At 74.0% G+C, this 18626-nt stretch carries 21 protein-coding genes; 6 read left to right on the top strand and 15 right to left on the bottom strand.

Features of this window, described 5'->3' with window-relative positions; all coding sequences use genetic code 11:
* Window positions 1-58: 58 nt before the first annotated feature.
* Genes AC4MBH_RS16045 through AC4MBH_RS16035 form a run of 3 tightly spaced genes read left to right on the top strand, consistent with a single transcriptional unit; the run spans window position 59 to window position 2788 of the window.
* Window positions 59-889, top strand: a complete 831-nt coding sequence (locus tag AC4MBH_RS16045) for a hypothetical protein (protein WP_491795925.1) — start codon at window positions 59-61, stop codon at window positions 887-889.
* A complete protein-coding gene (gene fahA, locus AC4MBH_RS16040) occupies window positions 886-2124 on the top strand; it encodes a fumarylacetoacetase (protein WP_491795923.1) in 1239 nt (412 codons plus the stop codon). Before AC4MBH_RS16045 ends, fahA begins: the two co-directional genes overlap by 4 nt.
* Window positions 2117-2788: an IclR family transcriptional regulator gene (locus AC4MBH_RS16035; protein ID WP_491795921.1), complete on the top strand. Its 672-nt coding sequence runs from the start codon at window positions 2117-2119 to the stop codon at window positions 2786-2788. The genes fahA and AC4MBH_RS16035 overlap by 8 nt, the downstream gene beginning before the upstream one ends.
* Before the next feature lie 111 nt (window positions 2789-2899).
* On the opposite strand, the gene AC4MBH_RS16030 is transcribed toward AC4MBH_RS16035, so the two are convergent.
* The 5 genes from AC4MBH_RS16030 to AC4MBH_RS16010 are packed head-to-tail and all read right to left on the bottom strand — an operon-like array spanning window position 2900 to window position 7742.
* The gene (locus AC4MBH_RS16030; RefSeq protein ID WP_491795919.1) at window positions 2900-4240 is read right to left on the bottom strand and encodes an MFS transporter; all 1341 of its coding nucleotides are present in this window, start codon (window positions 4238-4240) and stop codon (window positions 2900-2902) included.
* Between the two features lie 32 nt (window positions 4241-4272).
* Window positions 4273-5703, bottom strand: a complete 1431-nt coding sequence (locus AC4MBH_RS16025; protein ID WP_491795918.1) for an FAD-dependent oxidoreductase — start codon at window positions 5701-5703, stop codon at window positions 4273-4275.
* Window positions 5703-6479 (bottom strand): SDR family NAD(P)-dependent oxidoreductase, encoded by a 777-nt coding sequence (locus AC4MBH_RS16020; RefSeq protein WP_491795916.1) that lies wholly within the window; start codon window positions 6477-6479, stop codon window positions 5703-5705. The genes AC4MBH_RS16025 and AC4MBH_RS16020 overlap by 1 nt, the downstream gene beginning before the upstream one ends.
* Window positions 6472-7317 carry an SDR family NAD(P)-dependent oxidoreductase gene (locus tag AC4MBH_RS16015; RefSeq protein ID WP_491795914.1) on the bottom strand — a complete coding sequence of 282 codons (846 nt, stop codon included), beginning with the start codon at window positions 7315-7317 and terminating at the stop codon, window positions 6472-6474. The genes AC4MBH_RS16020 and AC4MBH_RS16015 overlap by 8 nt, the downstream gene beginning before the upstream one ends.
* Window positions 7314-7742: a nuclear transport factor 2 family protein gene (locus AC4MBH_RS16010; protein WP_491796156.1), complete on the bottom strand. Its 429-nt coding sequence runs from the start codon at window positions 7740-7742 to the stop codon at window positions 7314-7316. The genes AC4MBH_RS16015 and AC4MBH_RS16010 overlap by 4 nt, the downstream gene beginning before the upstream one ends.
* Before the next feature lie 139 nt (window positions 7743-7881).
* Between AC4MBH_RS16010 and AC4MBH_RS16005 the strand changes: the two genes are divergently transcribed.
* From AC4MBH_RS16005 to AC4MBH_RS15995, 3 genes are all read left to right on the top strand, one after another.
* A complete protein-coding gene (locus tag AC4MBH_RS16005; RefSeq protein ID WP_491795912.1) occupies window positions 7882-8589 on the top strand; it encodes an IclR family transcriptional regulator in 708 nt (235 codons plus the stop codon).
* Window positions 8586-9197, top strand: coding sequence for a hypothetical protein (locus AC4MBH_RS16000; RefSeq protein WP_491795910.1), 612 nt, complete (start codon window positions 8586-8588; stop codon window positions 9195-9197). Before AC4MBH_RS16005 ends, AC4MBH_RS16000 begins: the two co-directional genes overlap by 4 nt.
* Window positions 9198-9466: 269 nt before the next feature.
* Window positions 9467-9991 (top strand): hypothetical protein, encoded by a 525-nt coding sequence (locus AC4MBH_RS15995; protein ID WP_491795908.1) that lies wholly within the window; start codon window positions 9467-9469, stop codon window positions 9989-9991.
* A gap of 118 nt (window positions 9992-10109) precedes the next feature.
* Here the strand turns inward: AC4MBH_RS15995 and AC4MBH_RS15990 are convergent, their stop codons facing one another.
* From AC4MBH_RS15990 to AC4MBH_RS15945, 10 genes are all read right to left on the bottom strand, one after another.
* Window positions 10110-10724, bottom strand: a complete 615-nt coding sequence (locus AC4MBH_RS15990) for a response regulator transcription factor (protein WP_491795906.1) — start codon at window positions 10722-10724, stop codon at window positions 10110-10112.
* Window positions 10721-11920 (bottom strand): sensor histidine kinase, encoded by a 1200-nt coding sequence (locus tag AC4MBH_RS15985; protein ID WP_491795904.1) that lies wholly within the window; start codon window positions 11918-11920, stop codon window positions 10721-10723. The genes AC4MBH_RS15990 and AC4MBH_RS15985 overlap by 4 nt, the downstream gene beginning before the upstream one ends.
* Window positions 11921-11967: 47 nt before the next feature.
* Window positions 11968-12789 (bottom strand): ABC transporter permease, encoded by an 822-nt coding sequence (locus AC4MBH_RS15980; RefSeq protein WP_491795902.1) that lies wholly within the window; start codon window positions 12787-12789, stop codon window positions 11968-11970.
* The gene (locus AC4MBH_RS15975) at window positions 12786-13775 is read right to left on the bottom strand and encodes an ABC transporter ATP-binding protein (protein WP_491795900.1); all 990 of its coding nucleotides are present in this window, start codon (window positions 13773-13775) and stop codon (window positions 12786-12788) included. The genes AC4MBH_RS15980 and AC4MBH_RS15975 overlap by 4 nt, the downstream gene beginning before the upstream one ends.
* An 86-nt stretch (window positions 13776-13861) precedes the next feature.
* Window positions 13862-14443, bottom strand: a complete 582-nt coding sequence (locus AC4MBH_RS15970) for a TetR/AcrR family transcriptional regulator (RefSeq protein WP_491795898.1) — start codon at window positions 14441-14443, stop codon at window positions 13862-13864.
* The gene (locus tag AC4MBH_RS15965; protein WP_491795896.1) at window positions 14440-14928 is read right to left on the bottom strand and encodes an FBP domain-containing protein; all 489 of its coding nucleotides are present in this window, start codon (window positions 14926-14928) and stop codon (window positions 14440-14442) included. The genes AC4MBH_RS15970 and AC4MBH_RS15965 overlap by 4 nt, the downstream gene beginning before the upstream one ends.
* 67 nt (window positions 14929-14995) lie before the next feature.
* Window positions 14996-16312: a cytochrome P450 gene (locus tag AC4MBH_RS15960; protein ID WP_491795894.1), complete on the bottom strand. Its 1317-nt coding sequence runs from the start codon at window positions 16310-16312 to the stop codon at window positions 14996-14998.
* Window positions 16313-16383: 71 nt separating this feature from the next.
* Complete coding sequence (locus AC4MBH_RS15955; RefSeq protein ID WP_491795893.1) at window positions 16384-16914, bottom strand: Dps family protein; 531 nt, start codon at window positions 16912-16914, stop codon at window positions 16384-16386.
* An 80-nt stretch (window positions 16915-16994) separates the two neighbouring features.
* The gene (tsaD, locus tag AC4MBH_RS15950) at window positions 16995-18011 is read right to left on the bottom strand and encodes a tRNA (adenosine(37)-N6)-threonylcarbamoyltransferase complex transferase subunit TsaD (protein ID WP_491796155.1); all 1017 of its coding nucleotides are present in this window, start codon (window positions 18009-18011) and stop codon (window positions 16995-16997) included.
* Window positions 18012-18019: 8 nt separating this feature from the next.
* The gene (locus tag AC4MBH_RS15945) at window positions 18020-18625 is read right to left on the bottom strand and encodes a TetR/AcrR family transcriptional regulator (protein WP_491795892.1); all 606 of its coding nucleotides are present in this window, start codon (window positions 18623-18625) and stop codon (window positions 18020-18022) included.
* Window position 18626 lies beyond the last annotated feature (1 nt).

Here is an 18626-nt window from a genome sequence, read left to right as displayed (position 1 = left end):
GTTCGATATCAGAACAGCCAGTGTTCTACTTTCGGACAGTACCGGCTAGGGTGGCGGGGTGTCCATCCCCCCTGCGTTCCAGCGCCTGGTCGACGACGCGGCGATCTTCCCGCCGGGTCTCGCCCCCCTCCTCGACGCCGTCGCCGCGCACGCCGCGCACCTCGCGTCGCCGTACGCCGCGCTGGTCGGCCCGTTCGTCGTCGACGGGGCGCGTCTCCCGGCCCTCGCCGAGCTCAGCGCACGGGGGCTGCGGGTGAGCGTCGTCCTCGCGTCGGCGGACGACGTCCCGCTCGCCGTCAAGCTTGTCGGTGACGCCGGGCTCGAGCTGGCCGGGCTCGAGGTCAGACTCACCGGGAGGACGGGGGAGGTCGCCGACCTGGCCGTCCTCGCGGACCGGGCCGGGGTTCCGACCTACGTCGAGGCGCCTCGCCCGGCCGACCCGGCCTGGCCGTCCGTGCTCGCGGACGTGGCCACCCACGGCCTGCGACTCAAGCTCCGCACCGGCGGCACCGAGGCCGCCGCGTTCCCGACCGAGGCCGAGGTGGCGGCCTGGGTGTCGGCCGCCGTGCGGCACGGCGCCCCGTTCAAGTGCACCGCCGGCCTGCACCACGCGACCCGGCACACGGGCGGGGCCACCGGTTTCGAGCACCACGGCTACCTCAACATCCTGCTGGCCACCGCACGCGCGGTGACCGGCGGCGACGTCACGGGCGCCCTGGCCGAGCGCGACCCCTCCGCGCTGGCCGCCGCCGTCGCCGCGCTCCCCGACGAGGAGCTCGTGGCGGCCCGTGAACTGTTCGCCTCCTACGGCTCCTGCAGCATCCTCGAGCCGCTCGCCGACCTCACCGACCTGCACCTGGTCCCGACCCCCACCGAGGAGCCCGCATGACCACCCGGCCCCGCACCTGGGTCGAGGGCGCTTCCGGCAGCGCCTTCGACGTCGACAACCTGCCGTACGCCGTCTTCACCACCGCCGAGCACGAGGCCGAGCACGACCGGTCGGCTCGGCTCGGCGTCCGGATCGGCGAGCACGTCCTCGACCTCGGCGCCGCCGCCCGTGCCGTGCGCCCGGACTGGGCGCCGCTCCTCGACGCCCCGGTTCTCAACCCGCTGATGGCAGCCGGGCCGGACACCTGGGCCGCGGTCCGCGCCTGGGTCGTCGGGCTCCTCACCGACCCCGGCCACCGCGACGCCGTCACGCTGCACGCGCTCGACGCGGTCACCCTGCACCTGCCGTGGGAGGTCGGCGACTACGTCGACTTCTACGCCTCGGAGCACCACGCGACCAACGTCGGCCGCATCTTCCGTCCCGACGGCGAGGCGCTGCTGCCGAACTGGAAGCACCTCCCGGTCGGCTACCACGGTCGGTCGGGATCGGTGGTCGTGTCGGGCACCCCCATCCACCGCCCCACCGGCCAGCGCAAGGCGCCCGCCGACGACGTCCCCACGTTCGGCCCGTGCCTGCGCCTCGACATCGAGGCCGAGCTCGGCTTCGTGGTTGGCCGTTCCCTGCCCCTGGGTCAGCGCGTCGCCACCGGCGACTTCGCGACGACCGTCTTCGGTGTCACCGGTGTCAACGACTGGTCGGCCCGTGACGTCCAGGCGTGGGAGTACGTCCCCCTCGGTCCCCACCTCGCAAAGTCGTTCGCGACCTCGGTCTCGTCGTGGGTGACGCCGCTGGCCGCCCTCGAGCACGCCCGGGTCGACCTGCCAGGCCAGGACGTCGCGGTGCTGCCCTACCTGCGGGAGACCGGCCCCTCGGGCTACGACGTCGACGTGGAGGTGGAGGTCAACGGCACCGTCGTCGCCCGACCGCCGTACCGCACGATGTACTGGTCGCCCGCCCAGATGCTGGCCCACATGACGGTCAACGGCGCCTCGTTGCGCGTCGGTGACCTGTTCGCCTCAGGCACGATCAGCGGCCCCGAGCAGCACCAGCGCGGCTCGTTCCTCGAGCTGTCGTGGGGTGGGAGCGAACCGTTCACCGTGTCCGGCGAGGAGCGTACGTTCCTGGAGGACGGCGACGAGGTCGTGCTCCGCTACAGCGCGCCGGGTGCGGGCGGGGGCCGGATCGGGTTGGGTGAGGTCCGTGGCCGGATCCTCCCCGCCGTCCCCGGTGCCTGAGCCCGAGGGCGGATCCCAGACCCTCGAGCGCGGACTCGCCGTCCTGGTCGAGCTGAGCCGCCACCCCGAGGGCCTCACCACGGCCGAGGCCGCGGCGGCGGGCGGGCTGCACCGCTCGATCACCCACCGGCTCCTCGTCTCGTTGCACCGCACCGGGTTCGCCGCCCGCGACGAGCAGGGACGCTGGACCGTCGGCCCGACGGCTGCGGCGCTGGCCGAGCACGGTCGTCCCCGACTGCGCGACGTCGCGGCACCGGTGCTGGACCGGTTGGCCCGCGAGGTCGACGCGACCGCGTCGCTGGTGGAGGTGACCGGCGACGCCGTGGTGACCACGCTGGTCGCCGAGCCGCCCACCGACGGCCCCCGCTTCTCCTACCGGCTCGGCAACCGCGACCCCCTCGACCGCGGCGCCGGCGGCCTCGCGGCGCTCGCCTCGGGGCCTGCCCGGCCCGGTGAGCCGGAGCGGGTGGCGGCGGTGCGGGCGCTCGGGCACGTGACGACGTACGCCGAGCTCAACCCGGGCGCCTACGCGGTCGCAGCGCCGTTGCCGGGCTGGCAGGTACTGGCCGCGGTCAACGTCGTCACCTCGCGCGAGGAGTTGCTCACCGCCGCGGTCGAGCCGGTGCGCCGAGCCGTGCGCGACATCACCACCGCCCTGGTCTGATGGCGGCGCCGGGGGCCCGCAGCACGTGACGCCGCCCCCGCCGGGGCGTCCGGCGGGGGCGGCGTCGTCCGGGGGCGGCCCCGACCATCGGGCCGCGGCGGGTCGAACGGGTCAGAGGGTGCCGAGCTTCTCCGCCGGTGCGCCCTGCTGCGGCTTGACGAAGATCAGCAGCACGATCGCCAGCGACATGCACGCCGCGGGGAAGATCAGGCTGAAGATGACGTCATCGGCGGCCGCGGTCTTGCCGATCACGTAGGGACCGAAGAAGCCACCGGCCGCGGCGATCGCGTTGATCGTCGCCAGGCCCACCGCCGTCTGCGAGCGGGTGAGCGCCTCCGAGGCCAGGGCCCAGAACGGGCCGAGGTAGGAGAAGACGCCGATTGCCAGCAGGCACAGGCCGATCATGCCGAGGGTCGGGGTCTCCTTGAAGACCATGGTGATCACCAGGCCGATCACCGCGATGCCGAGCACGGTCATCACGATCGCCTTGCGGTGCCCAAGCAGGTCGGAGTAGCGCGCGACCAGGATCATCGCGATCGCACCACAGACGTAGGGGATCGCGCCGACGAGGCCGATGTTGGTCGAGGAGTAGTCGGGGTTGAGCTGCTGGACGATCTGCGGCAGGAAGAATGTCATGCCGTAGAGCCCGACGGCGTAGAGCATGTTGATGAAGGCGAGGTAGAGGATCTTGGGGTTCTTGATCGCGTCGAGCGAGATCTCCATGTGCTCGTCGTCCTCGGCGTCGTACTCCTTGCTGATCTCGCCCTCGAGCCAGTCGGACTCGTCCTTGGTCAGCCAGCGGGCCTTGCTCGGTCGGTCGGCGAGGTAGAGCAGCACCCACACGCCGAGCAGCACCGGCGGCAGCCCCTGCAGGATGAAGACCCACTGCCAGCCCTCGAGGCCGAACCAGCCGACGTGGTCGAGGATGACCCCGGCGCTGGCGGAGCCGAGCAACAGGGCGAAAGGCTGGGCGAGGGAGAAGCCGGCGATGCCGCGGCTGCGGTCCTGGCTGCGGAACCAGAAGGTCATGTAGAGCAGCAGGCCCGGGAACAGTCCGGCCTCGGCGACCCCGAGCGCGATCCGGGCGACGTAGAGCTGGGTGACGTTCTGGACGAAGCCGGTGAGGATCGTGACGATGCCCCATGTGATGGCGATCCGGGCGAGCCAGATCCGGGCGCCGACCTTCTTCATCACGATGTTGCTGGGCACCTCGAGCACCGTGTAGGCGACGAAGAAGATCGCCGCGACGGTGCCGTAGGTCGCCAGGCTGATGCCGAGCGACGTCGACATCTGGAGCTGGGCGTAGCCGATGGCCGCCCGGTCCATGTAGTTGAACATGTAGAGCAGGAAGGCAACGGGCAGCACGGAGCGCTGCACCTTGCGCAGCACGACGCTGCTGAGGTCCGCGGACGCGCCCGAGCGTGCCGATGGCGTGGGTGTGCTGGTGGACATGGGAACTCCCAGGATGCAGTGAAGGGGACGGATCAGGCGAGTGCTGCGGCGTTCTGGCCGGCGAGCCGGCCGAACGTCAGGGCGTGTGCGATGGCGTTGCCGCCGCCGACGTAGCGGTTGCCGAGGACGCCGCCGCCGGCCTCCCCGGCGGCGAGGAGACCCGGGATCGGCCGGGCCTGCTGGTCGAGCACCGACGCGGTGGCGTCGATCTCGAGTCCGGCGTGGGTGCAGACGAGCTCGGCCGGCAGCACGCGGGTGGCGTGGAACGGCGGCGTCGCGATGGGGGCCGGAGGCGTGGTGACGCCCTTGGCGGCGAGGGTCTCGTGGCGCAGGAAGTCGACGTCGCTGCCGTGGGGCAGTTGGTCGTTCCATCGCTCGACGGTGGCGGCGAGGCCGTCGGTCGGCACCCCGATCGCGACCGCGAGGGCCTCGACGGTGTCGGCCCGCACGACCGCGCCGGTCCCGACGAGCTCGGCGACGCGGCCGGGGGTCCAGTCGGCGTATCCCTCGGGGAGGGACCGGCGGGCCGCTTCGTCGAAGACCATCCACACCGGGCCGTGGGTGCCGTCGATCTGCCCACCGGAGACGGCGTACGACGCGTCCTCGTCCATGAAGCGCCGGCCGGCAGCGTCGACGTGGACCCGCGACACCGGCGGGAAGCCCGCTTGCCAGTGGTGGAAGCGGACGAACTCGGCGGTCGGCAGCATCAAGCCCCAGCCGTCGCCGGCGACGGCGGCGTCGACCTGCTCGCCGAACCCGAGGTGGTCGCCGCGCGAGCCGGGCGCCGCGACGACGAACAAGGAGTCCCCGGCGCGCAGCGCGTCGGGGAACCAGCGCTCGACGAGCGAGCGATCCTGCGCGAGGCCCCCGGAGGCCACGACCACCGCGGCCGACGACAGCTCCACGCCGTCGGCGACGACACCGCCGACGCGCCGCTGGCCGTCGACCTCGCGCACCAGCAGGGACTCGACCCGGGTATGCAGCACCGCCTCGACGCCCTGGGCCTTGCGTGCCCGGTCGAGCACCTGCACCAAGCCGTAGCCCTGGTCGCGGGGGACGTGGGCGCGCCACACGTCCTCGACACCCGCACGGGTCAGACCCGGCATGTGGGCGTTGGTCGACACCTGGGCCGGCACGTCGAGGCCGAGGTCGAGCAGCCACTCCAGGGTCGGGGCCGCGAGCTCGGTGAAGCGGCGGACCAGGCCGGGCTTGAGCAGCCACTGGTTGAGGTCCATGTAGTGCTGGTAGAACCGCTCGGCGCTGTCGTCGATGCCGAGCGCCTTCTGCACGCTGGTGCCGGCCGCGGTGAACATGCCGGCCGACAGCTGGGTCGAGCCGCCGAGCTCGCCCTCGGACTCGAACAGGATCACGCTGCGGCCCTGCTCAGCGGCCGACGTCGCGGCCGCGAGGCCCGCGCCGCCGCCGCCGACGACGACGACGTCGTAGTCGTGGTCTGAGCTCATCAGAGCGTGCCCTCCATCTCGGTGAGGATGCGGTGATAGGTGCCGTTGGAGACGAGCCCGCCGTCGACGGTGAGCTCGGCGCCGGTCATGTAGGAGGCGGCGTCGCCGAGCAGGAAGGCAACGACCTCGCTGACCTCGTCGGCCCGGCCCATCCGCCCGGCCGGGATCGAGGCGACGGCGCTGGCGACAAAACCGTCGGAGCCGCTCAGCAACGGGGTCTCCACCAGGCCCGGGTGGATGCTGTTGACCCGGATGCCCCAGGCGGCGAGCTCGCCGGCGGCCGACTTGGTGAGCCCGCGCAGCGCCCACTTGCTCGCGGAGTAGGACGGCGAGAAGTAGCCGACCTGGCCGGCGATCGAGGAGATGTTGACGACCGAGCCACCGCCGGAGTCACGCAGCAGCGGGGCGCAGACCTGGGTCCCATGGAACGGCCCGTCGAGGTTGACCGCGAGGACCTGCCGCCAGACCTCGGGCGGGGTGTCCATGAACCGCAGCCGGCGGGAGATGCCGGCGTTGTTGACCAGGCCGTGCAAGGCACCGTGGGTCTCACGGACGTGGTCAAGCGCGGCCTGCCACTGGGCGCGATCGGTGACGTCGAGGCTCACCGCGCTCGCCTCGCCACCGGCGGCCCGCACCTCGGCGAGCACCGGCGCGCAGTCGGCGACGTCGGCCAGGACGACCGTCCAGCCGGCGGCAGCAAGGAACCGGGCGTGGCCGGCCCCCATGCCCCCGGCGGCGCCGGTGACCAGGACGACACGGCCGCGCGGGTCAGACATGCCGCGAGCCGCCGTCGACGGCCAGGATGTGACCCGTGACGTAGCGGGCGCTGTCGGAGAGCAGGAACAGCATCGGGCCGACGACCTCCTCGGGCGAGCCGAGGCGGTGCAGCGGGATCGAGTCGAGGGCCTTGGCCAGGGCCGGGGGGTCATCCTGGACCCAGCGGGTCATCTCGGTGTCGACGAAGCCCGGCGCGATCGCGTTGACGCGGATGCCGAGATCGCCGTACTCGACGGCGAGGCACTCGGTGAGGTGCGCGACCGCGGCCTTCGAGGAGCAGTACGCCGCCCGCCCGCGGCGCACCCGGACCGCGGCGACGGAGGCCATGTTGACGATGGCGCCGCCCGGCCGCATGACCGAGGCGGCGGCCTGGGCGCCATAGAGGACCCCCTCGACGTTGATGGCCAGGGTGGCCTGGATCTGGCTGACGGGGATGTCGGCGGCCGGGGCCTCGGGGAAGATGCCCGCGTTGTTGATCCAGAGGTCCACCCGGCCGTAGCGGTCGAGCGCGAGGTCGGCGACGCGCTGCTGGGCCTCGCGGTCGCGGACGTCGACGGCGGTACCGACGACCTCGCCGGCCCCCTCGAGGCCGTCGTGCTCGAGGGCGATGGCGGACGCCGCCTCGGTCATCAACGCCTCGTCGAGGTCGGCGCCGACGACGCGGACGCCGCGGTGGGCGAGGGCGGCGGCGAACCGGGCGCCCATCCCCCGACCGGCTCCGGTGATCACGGCGACCTTGTCGCGCAGGTCGGGGTGGTCGACGGCCATCAGGTCGCCCTGGACGCGGCCGGGGTGCTCGGTCGGGGTCGACGGGGTGGCGTGGTCGAGCGTGGTCATGCGGGTGCTCCTTCTCGGGTGGGCAGCGACGCGACATCGTCACGGCGCACGGCGCGGTGGGCGACCAGCCAGGTGTCGTCACGGCGGACGAGCCGGTCGGTGAGGGTGGTCAGCCGCAGCAGCCGACTGTCCTGGCCCCCGGGGGTGGCCACGATCTGCAGGTAGGCATGGACGGTCACCTCGTCCGCGGCCCGCTCGTCACCGACGACGTCGACGTTGGTCACGACGTGGCGCAGGTGGGTCGCTGAGGTCAGGCAGGACTCGTGGAATCCCTCGGCGAACGCGGCGAGCTCGTCGGTGCCGCGGGCCGGCTGGGGGTACGACGGCGAGTCGAAGACGCCGTCGACGGTGAACGTCGCCGCCCAGCCATCGGCGTCGCCTTCGTCGATGAGGCGGGACTGGCGGGCGTAGAACCGTTCGATCATCACCTGAATGCCCCTTCCCTGTGTGTGCGTTATTCGCACATTGCGTGCTATAACCGCACGGCAGGTTAAACACATCACAGTGCAGCGGTCAAGGGCCCGAGGTGACCCACGGCACAGCCCGGGCGCGGAGGAGGCCACAATGAGACGCATGGGCGAGGGCGACGACGTCGTGGTCGACGGCGGGATGTCCAAGACGCTGCACTCAGGGCTGCGGGCCCTCGAGGTGCTCACCGCTCGCGGCGAGGGGATGACGATCACCGAGGTCGCCGATGCCATCGGGGTGCACCGCACCGTCGCGCACCGGTTCCTGCGCACCCTGGAGTCGCACCGCCTGGTGCGCCGCGACCGCGCCAAGCGGTTCCATCCCGGGGCGGGACTCGTCTCCCTCGCCGAGCCGGTCGAGCGTGACCTGCGGACCTCCGCCCTCCCCCTGCTCGAGGAGCTCGCCAACCAGGTGAGCGCGACCGCCCACCTCGTGGCGCAGGAGGACGCCGAGCGGGTCCGGGCGCTCGTGGTCGTCGAGCCCCGCAACGCCTCGATGCACGTGGCGTTCCGCGCCGGCCAGCTCGACCTCATCGACCGCGGCTCCGCCGGCTTGGCCATCCTGTCCGCCCAGCCCCCGCGGCCCGGTGAGCGACCAGAGGTGACCGAGGCGCGGGCCCGCGGCTACGCCGTGAGCTTCTCCGAGGTGATCCCGTCGGTGCACGGCATCTCGGCGCCGGTGCCCGCGCAGCGCGACGGCTCGCCGCTGTCGGTGGGGGTCTCGGTCTTCGACCTCGCCGAGCAGGACCGCGCGGCGCTGGCCGTGCTCGCCACCGCCGCCCAGCTCGCCCGGGTGGCCGGATGAGCGACCCCTGGGACGGGTTCCTGGACGCACCGCTCGGCAGCGATCCGACGCTGCTGCACGTCGGGGCGCTGCGGGTGGCCGACACCGACCTGCCGCTGGCCCCCGACGACGTCCCGCTCCGAGTCGTGGTGAGCGGCGGCGCCGGTCGGGTCGCCGGTCCGCTATCGCTCGCCTCGCGCCGCGGGCTGCGCTTGACCGCGCTCGAGGTGACCCTGCGCGACCTCGACGACCCGGCCGGCAACGCCCGACGCGTCGTGGCGGCGGCCGCGGCGGCGGGCCTGCCCGACGACGTCGTCCTGCACGTCGGCGTCGCCGGCGAGCCGATCGCGGGCTGGCTCGCCGCGGCCGACGAGGTGGCCGCGGTCGACGGAGCGCTCACGCTCGACCTCGCCGGCCCCGCCCTGGAGCGCTGGGTCGACGCGGCCCTGGACCGGGAGCTCCCGTTCGCGCTTCGTGGTGCCGCCGTGGCCGCCGCCGTGGCCGCCGTCCGCCTCACGGCCGGCCTGTGGGGTGACCCCGACGACCTGGCGGCGGCGCGGCGCTGGTGCCGCAGCTGGGCGTGCGACGACGTCCTGGCTGCGTCGAGCCACCTGGAGGGGCTCGGCTGAGCGGCTAGTTCCAGCCCCTACCCATCGGCTCCTCGCGATGGAGGCGGTCCTCGGCGTCGCGGTGCTGGGTGCGGGGGGACCTCGCTGGGCCGTCGGCGGCACGCCATGCCTGCCACGCCTGGCATGCTCGTCCGGTGGCGACCCCAGAGTCACCGGCCGATCCCTGGCACGGTTTCGTCGACGACCGCGGCATCGTCCACGACCGGGCGACCACCCACCCGCACCCGTCGCCGTAGGTCGGGGCTCGGGTCGTCGACGCGGGCAGCCTGGTGGCGCTGACCTCCTACCGGGGTCCGCTGCGCGTCGAGCTCGACGCCGGTGCCGGTGCCATCGCGCCGGTGGTGCGCAACACCGGGTCCGCGGGGATGCGCCTGGTCGCGCTCGACCTCGCCGTCCGCGACCAGGGCTGCCGGCGGCGCCAGGTGCGCCGCATCGCCGCCGCCGCCGAGGCCGCCGGCCTCCGCGACGAGACCGTGGTGCACGTGCGCATGCCGCCGTCGCCGTCGCGGGCCTGGCTGAAGGTGGCCGACGAGCTCGCGGCCGCCGACCACGCCGTGCTCCTCGACCTCGGCGGCGCCGGGCTCGACGCGTGGATCGACGCGGCGCTCGACCGGGAGCTGCGTTCTCGGTGCGCGGCGCCACGATCGAGCGGGGCGGTCGAGGCCGTGCTCACCACCGCCCGGCTCCGGGGCGACCCTGGCGACGTGGCGTCCGGTCGGCACTGGTGCCGGTCGTGGATCGGCGGTTGGCGCGAGACCGACCCCGCGGTCGCCCGCCTAGGATCGCTGTCGTGACCGGTCTCGGGCCCTGGTCGACGGCAGCCGCGGCACGTCGGCGTACGAGCGGGGTTCCTCGACGCGCACGCTCGGCGAGGTGCGGGGACCGTCCCGGCGCACTGAGCGGCGGTGCTGGCTAGATCCAGCCCATCCGCCGCGCGATCGCCACGGCGTCGTGGCGGTTGGCGGCGTCGAGCTTGGTCATCGCGTGCGAGAGGTAGTTGCGCACCGTGCCGGGCGAGAGCGAGGCCCGCTCGGCGATCTCGTCGATCGGGGCACCGGTGGCCGCCAGCTCGAGGACGTCGGCCTCCCGCGGCGTCAGCGGGCTGTCGCCGGCCGTGATGGCCTCGGCCGCGAGCTGCGGGTCGACGTGCCGGCCGCCGGCGTGCACCGTGCGCACGACCTCGGCCAGGGTGACCGCCGAGGTGGTCTTGGGCAGGAAGCCGCGGACGCCGGCGGACAGGGCGCGCTTGAGGTGCCCGGGCCGGCCGTGGCTGGTGACGATCACGCAGCGGCACGCCGGCAGCCGGGTGGCGAGCTGCTCGGCGACGGCGGTGCCGTCGAGACCCGGCATCTGCAGGTCGAGCACCGCGACGTCGACCTGGTGCTTGACCGCCATCGCCACCGCCTCGTCGCCGCTCGCGGCCTGCGCGACCACCGCGAGGTCGTCCTCGAGGTCGAGCATCTGGGCCAGCGCGGTGCGGATGAGGTGCTCGTCGTCGGCGAGCAGGACGCGGATCGGCGCGGTCACGCGGGGGTCTCCTCGGTGGTCGCAGTGCTCGCCGCGGTCGGCGCGGTCGGTGCGGTGGCGCTGAGCGGGCCGGTGCCGGGCAGCGCGGCCGCGAGCGACCAGCGGCCGTCAGCGTGCTCGACGTCGAGGGTGGCACCGAGCGCGCCGAGCCGCTCGCGCAGGCCGCGCAGGCCACTGCCCTCGCCGGCGGGCCGGGCGGGCGCGCCGTCGTTGTCGACGCGCAGCACCCCGTGGTGGTGGGCGATGCGGACCTGGGTGGCGGAGCTGTGCCGCAGCACGTTGGTCACGGCCTCGCGCACCACCCAGCCGGCCGCCTCGTGCCAGGCACGGGGGACGACGTCGACCTCGAGGTCGACCTCGATGCCGGCCGAGCGCAGCAGCGAGCGGGCGCCGTCGAGCTCGGTCGTGAGGTCGGTCGGGCGGTAGCCCCGGGCCAGCTCGCGGGCCTCGGCGAGCGCGTCGTGGGCGACGCCGCGGACCTCGAGCATCCGCGCGGCCGCCCGGTCGTCGCCGCGCTCGGCGAGGGTCGCGGCGAGCTCGGCCTGCACGGCGATCGTCGAGAGCCGCCGGCCGAGGACGTCGTGCACGTCGCGGGAGAAGCGCAGCCGCTCCTCGGCGACGGCCAGCCGCGCCTGGACCTGCCGCGACTGGTCGAGCTCGGCGACGACGCCGTACAGCCACAGCGACACACGGACCGAGAACACGATGGTGACCGCGACGAAGGCCCCGGCGACGGCAGGACCGACCCCGTTGCCGACCACGGCGTACGCCACGGACGCGACGACGACGAGCGCGACCGAGACCCGGTGGTCGGGCAGCGGCGCGAGCGCGGCGATGACGTTGACCGAGGCCACCACGACGGCCGCGCCCCGGACGTCGCCGTCGCCCGTCAGACCGAGGGGACCGACGTACGCCGTGCCCGCGACGGCGAGGACCGTGAACCGGCCCCGGCGGATGCGCACGACCGGGTGGTCGGCGACCGCCGGGTCGAGCGTCCAGCTGCCGAGGGCCGTCACGACGGCCGCGCCGAGGGCCAGGCCGAGGCCCTGCCCTGCGGACGCGCCGTCGGCCAGGACCGGCAGCACGACCAGGGCGCAGACGGACCACAGCACCAGGTGGAGCGAGAGCCACGTGTAGCGACCCACCCGCTCGACGCGGCTGAGGTCGGACCAGCGGCGTGGTCTGCTCCACCTCACCCGGACCACCCTAGGAGACGCGCCGGACGCCGCGGCCGCGGCGACGATCAGGACCGCGGTTCCCAGCGCATCGACCGACGGGCGAGCGACACCGCGACGATGGTCCAGGCGACCATCACGAGCAGCGGCTGGGCGGCGACGTCCCACACCTGGCCCGCCGTGAGCGTCGGGTCGACGGCGGTCGCACCGTCGAAGCCGTACCAGGTGGTCCGGACCAGGTCGCTCATCGCGGCACCCGGGGTCGCCTCGATGATCCTGCGCAGCGGCTCGGCCAGGCCGGACAGGCCGGCGCCGAGCGGTCCGACGGAGGCGATCAGGATGATCGGGAGGCTGGTCATCTGCGCGGACTCGGCACTGCGGGTCCAGGCGGCGGTCCAGTAGGCGAACGCGACGAACATGACCAACGCCAGCAGGACGCCGACCGCGAGGAGCGCGGGCGCCAGCGGGGCCGGCTGCCCCGCCGCCATGGCGATGCCGACGGCGACGACGGTGACCGCTGCGGCCGCGACCACGCCCGGCAGGGCGATGCCCGCGAGCAGCTCGGCGTCGCGGACCTCACCGGTGCGCATGCGCTTGAGCACCAGCTCGTCGCGGCGGCTCACGAACTGCGAGAGCACGTTGTAGTAGACGGGGAAGAGCACGGTCACCAGGAGCACGGTGACGGCCGCGTTGGACCCGGTGGCGACGTCACCCCGGTCACCGGCGAGCAGCAGGGCCAGCGGCGCGAGCGGCATCGCCACGGCGTACAGCAGCGACATCTTGTTGCGGCCCAGCAGGACGGCGTTCCACCGGGCCAGGTGCAGGGTGCGGGCGGGCGAGAACCGGTCGCGCACGACCGGATCGGGCTTCGGGGCGGTGGTGGTGCTCATCGGGCGTTCTCCTTCTCGACCGTCGCGGTCGGGGTGGTGGTCGGGGTGGCCGGCGTGCCGTGGGAGTCGCGCCCGTCGGCGATGGCGAGGAACACGGCCTCCAGGCTGGGGCTGCGGGCCTCGAGCCCGGAGAGCCGGACCTCCTGCCGCGTGGCCCAGGCGAGCAGGTGGGTGAGGGAGGTCTGCAGGTCGCGCGTCTCGAGCGTGGTCCGGCCGTGCTCGTGGGTGGTGCGTATCACGCGGAGCAGGTCGTCCGGGACGGTCGGGAGGTGGTCGAAGCTGATCAGGGAGGGGTGGCCGGCGGCGATCTCGCTGGCGGTGCCGGAGCGGACGATCTCGCCGGCGTGCATGATCTCGAGCCGGTCGGCGAGGCTCTCGGCCTCGTCGAGGTAGTGCGTGGTGAGCAGGACCGTCGACCCGTGGTCGCGCAGGTCGGTGACCAGGCGCCACACGTCGCGGCGGCTCTCGGGGTCCAGGCCGGTGGTCGGCTCGTCGAGGACGACGAGGTCGGGGTTGCCCATCAGGGTCGCCGCCAGGTCGACGCGCCGGGTCTCGCCCCCGGAGAGCGACAGCATCCGGGTGTCGGCGCGGCGCTCGAGCGACAGCAGGTCGATCATGTCGTCGACCGGGCGCGGGTTGCTGAGGGTGCCGTGCCAGAGCCGGAGGGTCTCGCGGACGGTCAGGTCGCCGGAGAAGCCGCTGCGCTGGAGGAGCACGCCGACCCGGCGGCGTACGGCGGCCCGGTCGGCGACCGGGTCCATGCCGAACACCTGGATCGTGCCTGCGGTCGGCGAGGCGAGTCCCTCGATGAGCTCGAGCGCGGAGGTCTTGCCGGCGCCGTTGGTGCCGAGGAGGGCGGTGACGGAGCCGGTGGCGACGTCCATGTCGATGCCCCGGACGGCCTCGTAGGCCGTGGGGCCGCTGCCGTAGGTGCGGCGCAGGCCACGGACCCGGACGGCGTAGGTGGTGTGGGTGTCGGTGGTCATGTCTCCACCCTCCGTGCGGTCGGGCCGATCCCTCAGTCCCGTTCCTCACCGGCCACCCGTGACAAATGTCAGGGGGTCGGGCGGGGTCAGGGGGTGGCGACCTCGGCCCACCGCCGCAGCACGAGGTCGAGCCCGTCGAGCACCCGGTCCCAGGACCCCTCGGGTGCCGGCTCGCTGTGCGCGAACGCGCCACCGGCCTCCAGCTGGACGAACCCGCGCACGGTGCCGGCGACCAGCCGGACGGCGTGCACCCGCTCGGCGGCGGGCACGTCGTACCCGCGCAGCACGGCGAGCGCCTGGTCGCGGTGACGCCGGCCGGCCTCGGCGAGCGCCGGCGTGACCTCGACGTCGAGCGCGCCGGCCGCGTCGAAGCGGCCCGGGTGCTCGCGGGCGTAGGCGCGGTGGGCCCCGGCGAGGGCGGCCAGGGCGTCGCGACCCGCGAGCCCGGCCAGGGCGCGGTCGACGCGGTCGCCGAGCTCGGACAGCGCGAGGGTGGTGAGCCCGCCCAGCAGGTCGTCGAGCCCGGCCACGTGGGCGTAGATGCTGGGCGAGCGGACGCCGGCGTGGCGGGCCACGGCGCTCACGGTGACCCCGCGCAGGCCGTGCTCGTCGGCGAGCTCGGCCGCCGTACGGACGACGGCGTCGCGGGTCAGGCCGGCGCGGGTCACCGCAGCACCCGGCGCAGGAAGGCGTCGAGGTTGGTGTGCAGGCGCGCCACCTTGTCCTCGACCGTGGTGGTCTCGGCGACCCGGCTGATCGGCGGCAGGGGCAGCCAGCCGCGCAGGTAGCCCGAGCAGCGCAGGTCGGCGCACACGTCGACCCCGACGCTGTTGCCGTCACGTCCGGCCTTGCCGGCGCGGGCGGCCACCATCAGCGCGACGCCCGACGACGGGTGCACCGTGCAGCAGAGCGAGCACATCCGGGTGCGGCCGCCGCTGCTGGAGTTGCGACGCAGCCGGACGCCGACCGGCCCGCCGTCGCGGGGGACCACGAGCGCCGCCTGCTGCGGCGCCTTGGGGTCGACCCACCCGAGGTAGTCCAGCCCGTCCCACGGCAGCGCGTCGAGCGCGTCGGGCAGGTTGATCCGCTGCGCCTCGCCCTTGCTGGCGTTGACGAACGACGTCCGGATCTCGCGTGCGGTGAGGACGTCCATGTCCTCCACGCTAGGCCGCCTACACCTTGTAGGCAAATCCTTATGGTCTGTAGATGCTGTCGAGGAGCTATCCCGACGGGGGGCACGGCGTGAGCACCCGGTCGTGGGCGCCGTACAGGTCGACCGGGAGCGCCTCGACGCCGTAGACGGCCGAGAGCTTGCGGAACTCCAGGGAGTCGCGCGGGGCGGTCACGCTCAGCCGCGGGAAGCGGTGGGCGAGGGCGCGCAGGGCGATCCGCAGCTCCATCCGGGCGAGCTCGGCGCCGACGCAGCGGTGCATGCCGTGCCCGAACGCGAGGTGCCGCGTCGGCTCGCGGTGGGGGTCGAAGGCGTGGGGGTCGGGGCCGGCGAGCGCGGGGTCGCGGTTGGCGCCGAGCAGCGAGATGCCGACGGCGTCGCCGGCCTTGATCTGCTGGCCGCCGAGCTCGAGGTCGACCTTGGCGAACCGGAGGAACGCCAGCTGGACGACGGTCAGGTGCCGCAGCAGCTCCTCGACCACGCGGTCGACCGACTCGGGGTCGTCGCGCAGCATCGTCATCGCCTCGGGGTTCTCGGCGAGCAGGTAGGCCCCGAGGGCCAGCATCGACGCCGAGGTCTCGTAGCCGCCGAGGAAGACGCCGTCGGCGATGCCGCCGAGGGTGAGGTCGTCGAGCTCGTCGCCGTGGTCCCGGAGCAGCCCGCCGATCAGCCCGTCGCCCGGGTCGGCGCGCTGGGCGGCCACGGCCTTGATCAGGAACTCCCGTGAGTGGGCCGCGGCGCCGAACGCGCCGGCCCCGCCCTGGGTGAGGTCGAAGCGGGCGACGCCGAGCTGGAAGAAGGGCTCGCGGTCCTCGACGGGCAGGCCGAGCAGCTCGCAGATCACCTGGAACGGCACCGGGAACGCGAACTCCTTGACCAGGTCGACCACCGGGCCGGCGGCCTCCATCGCGTCGAGCCGCTCGTGGACCACGCGCTCGATCTCGGGCTCGACGCGCGCCAACCGGCGCATCGTGAACTCGGGCGTGAGGTAGCGGCGCAGCGCGGTGTGCAGCGGCGGGTCGGTCATCCCGAGCCCGCCGATCTGCTCCTCGTCGCTGCGACCGTCCTGGGAGACGAACTGCCCGATGTCGTTGGAGTACGACGCCCCGTCGGCCAGCGCGGCGCGCGCCTCCTCGTAGCCGCTGACCAGCCACACGCCGCGACCGAACAGCGTCGTCAGCTTGCTCACCGGCGCCTCGGCCCGCACCTCGGCCATCGCAGGCAGCGGGTCGAGGCCGTCGCGCTGCAACGGCATGGTGATCGAGTCGGGCAGGAACCTCAGCTTGCGCAGGTCGATCCCGTCGCGCATCGTGCGCTCGAGGAAGGCCTGTCCGAGGCGCCGCTTGATCCGTGCCAGCATGTGCATGGGTTCATTGCATCAGACGCCTCGCCCGCAGGGATGAGGATGTGCCCTGATTCTCCCCTGAGTACGGACGCTCAGGGGGCCAGGTTGACCGGCACGCTCCGGTTGGCCGTGCGGTTCTCGGCGTCGACCATCCACGCCAGCTGCTCGATGCGCTCGAGGACCACGTGCAGCAGGTCGGCGGTGGTGGGGTCCTCGGCGTCGACGTCGTCGTGGATCCGGCGCGCGGTCGCGGCGACGCCGTACAGCGCCCCGACGATGAGGTCGACGGTCTCGCGGGTGTCGACCTCGGCGGCGGGGAAGGCCGCCAGGCTCGAGGCGTGCGCGACGGTCGCGGCCCGCGCGTCGGGGGTGACGTAGAGGGCGCGCATCCGCTCCGCGACGTCGTCGCCGAAGCCGCGGGCGGCCTCGACGACCTCGTCGAGCTGGAGGTGGAGGTCGCGGAAGTTGGTGCCGACGACGTTCCAGTGGGCCTGCTTGCCCTGGAGGTGGAGGTCGGTGAGGTCGACGAGCAGCTGCTGGAGGTGCGCCGCGAGCCGCTCGGAGGCCCGGAACGGCGGGTGGGAGCTGTGCACGGTCTGGTGGCGGGTCATCGTCTCGGTCATGGCTCCAGGTTGCCACGTTTTCTGGAGTGATTCCAGAAAGGGAAGGCTGACCTCAGCCGGCGCCCCCACCCCGAACCTCCTCAGCCCAGCTGCGCCAGCTCCAGCGGCACGGAGGACCGGGCGCCGAGCCCGGGCGGGGAGGGCCGGGCGCCGTCGCGGACCAGCAGGTCGCCGATCGCGGCGATCATGGCGCCGTTGTCGGTGCACAGCCGCAGCGGCGGGACCCGCAGCTCGATGCCGGCCTCGGCGCAGCGCTCCTCGGCCAGCGAGCGGACCCGGCTGTTGGCCGCGACGCCGCCGACGATCACCAGGGTGTCGACGTCCTCCTGGCGGCAGGCGCGGATCGCCTTGGTGACCACCGTGTCGGCGACGCACTCCTGGAAGGAGGCGGCGACGTCGGCGACGGAGATCGCGGGGTCCTGCGGGCCGGCGACGTAGCGGGCGACGGCGCTCTTGAGGCCGGAGAACGAGAAGCCGAGGGCCGGGTCGCGCGCGCCCATCAGCGGCCGCGTGAACCGGATGGCGGTGGGGTCGCCCTCGCGCGCCACGCGGTCGATCGAGGGCCCGCCCGGGTAGGGCAGGCCGAGCAGGCGGGCGACCTTGTCGAAGGCCTCGCCCGCGGCGTCGTCGAGGGTGTCGGACAGGTGCACGATCGGGGTGCGCACCAGGTCGCGGACGGCGAGCAGGCTGGTGTGCCCGCCGCTGACGATCAGCACGACGCTCCGGTCGGGCAGCGGTCCGTGCACGAGGGTGTCGGCGGCGGCGTGCCCGGCCAGGTGGTGCACGCCGTAGAGGGGTACGCCGAGCGCGAGCGCGGTCGCCTTGGCCGCGGCGACGCCGACGTGGAGCGCCGTGGCCAGGCCGGGTCCCGACGTCACCGCCACCGCGCCGACCTCGTGCCACTGCAGGCCGGCGTCGTCGAGCGCGGTGCGCATCGTCGGCACCATCGCCTGCACGTGGGCACGGGCGGCGATCTCGGGGACGACGCCGCCGAACCGCACGTGCTCGTCGATGCTCGAGGCCAGGGCGTCGCCGAGCAGCACGCCGTCCTTGACGAATCCGACACCGGTCTCGTCGCAGGAGGTCTCGATGCCCATCACGACGGTCACGCGGTCGATCCTCTCAGGACCACCGTGAACAGCCGCTCGCACCGGGCAGTCATCTCCGCCGGCGCGACGTCGGGGTGGTCGAGCCACCAGGTGACGAGGGTGCGGAAGGTGTTCTCCCAGACCGCCCGCAGGGCCGACAGGTCGTCGGGGTCGTCGTTGCCGGTGAGCTGCAGCAGGTCGCGCACGCCCTCGAGGCCGAGCGCGACGAGCCGGCGCTCGTGGTCGGCGAGCACCTCGGCCACCTCGCCCTCGCGGGGGGCGGTGGGGTCGAAGACCAGGCGCCACAGCCACGGCTGCGGGGCGAGCACGGCGAACATCCCGTCGAGGGTGACGACCGCCCGCTCGATGCCGACGGTGCCCAGGGAGGCGGTGCGCTCGATCTCCTCGATCAGCACGGCGGCCGCGCGGCGCAGGGCGACGGCGTACAGGCCCTCCTTGGAGCCGAAGTAGTTGTAGATCAGCGGCTTGGAGATGCCGGCCGCCTCCGCGACGTCGGCGACCGACGTCGCGGCGAAGCCGCCCTCGCCGAACGCCCGGCACGCGACGTCGACGATCTGCGCCTCGCGCTCGGCGCGGGCCACGCCCTTGGTGCCGGCAACCATG

It is taken from the genome of Nocardioides sp. WJ219, from assembly GCF_058559815.1.
Note: the sequence above shows the minus strand (reverse complement) of the source record. Positions and strands in the feature narration are given on the sequence as shown.

What these genes read in the sequence shown, in the direction of transcription:
- AC4MBH_RS15955 (WP_491795893.1), bottom strand. Translation starts at nt 16,914, where the DNA reads ATGACCGAGACGATGACCCGCCACCAGACCGTGCACAGCTCCCACCCG.
- AC4MBH_RS15975 (WP_491795900.1), bottom strand. Translation starts at nt 13,775, where the DNA reads ATGACCACCGACACCCACACCACCTACGCCGTCCGGGTCCGTGGCCTG.
- AC4MBH_RS16025 (WP_491795918.1), bottom strand. Translation starts at nt 5,703, where the DNA reads ATGAGCTCAGACCACGACTACGACGTCGTCGTCGTCGGCGGCGGCGGC.
- AC4MBH_RS15965 (WP_491795896.1), bottom strand. Translation starts at nt 14,928, where the DNA reads ATGGACGTCCTCACCGCACGCGAGATCCGGACGTCGTTCGTCAACGCC.
- AC4MBH_RS16010 (WP_491796156.1), bottom strand. Translation starts at nt 7,742, where the DNA reads ATGATCGAACGGTTCTACGCCCGCCAGTCCCGCCTCATCGACGAAGGC.
- AC4MBH_RS16030 (WP_491795919.1), bottom strand. Translation starts at nt 4,240, where the DNA reads ATGTCCACCAGCACACCCACGCCATCGGCACGCTCGGGCGCGTCCGCG.
- tsaD (WP_491796155.1), bottom strand. Translation starts at nt 18,011, where the DNA reads ATGGGCATCGAGACCTCCTGCGACGAGACCGGTGTCGGATTCGTCAAG.
- AC4MBH_RS16000 (WP_491795910.1), top strand. Translation starts at nt 8,586, where the DNA reads ATGAGCGACCCCTGGGACGGGTTCCTGGACGCACCGCTCGGCAGCGAT.
- AC4MBH_RS16015 (WP_491795914.1), bottom strand. Translation starts at nt 7,317, where the DNA reads ATGACCACGCTCGACCACGCCACCCCGTCGACCCCGACCGAGCACCCC.
- AC4MBH_RS15945 (WP_491795892.1), bottom strand. Translation starts at nt 18,625, where the DNA reads ATGGTTGCCGGCACCAAGGGCGTGGCCCGCGCCGAGCGCGAGGCGCAG.
- AC4MBH_RS16020 (WP_491795916.1), bottom strand. Translation starts at nt 6,479, where the DNA reads ATGTCTGACCCGCGCGGCCGTGTCGTCCTGGTCACCGGCGCCGCCGGG.
- AC4MBH_RS15960 (WP_491795894.1), bottom strand. Translation starts at nt 16,312, where the DNA reads ATGCACATGCTGGCACGGATCAAGCGGCGCCTCGGACAGGCCTTCCTC.
- fahA (WP_491795923.1), top strand. Translation starts at nt 886, where the DNA reads ATGACCACCCGGCCCCGCACCTGGGTCGAGGGCGCTTCCGGCAGCGCC.
- AC4MBH_RS15980 (WP_491795902.1), bottom strand. Translation starts at nt 12,789, where the DNA reads ATGAGCACCACCACCGCCCCGAAGCCCGATCCGGTCGTGCGCGACCGG.
- AC4MBH_RS16005 (WP_491795912.1), top strand. Translation starts at nt 7,882, where the DNA reads ATGAGACGCATGGGCGAGGGCGACGACGTCGTGGTCGACGGCGGGATG.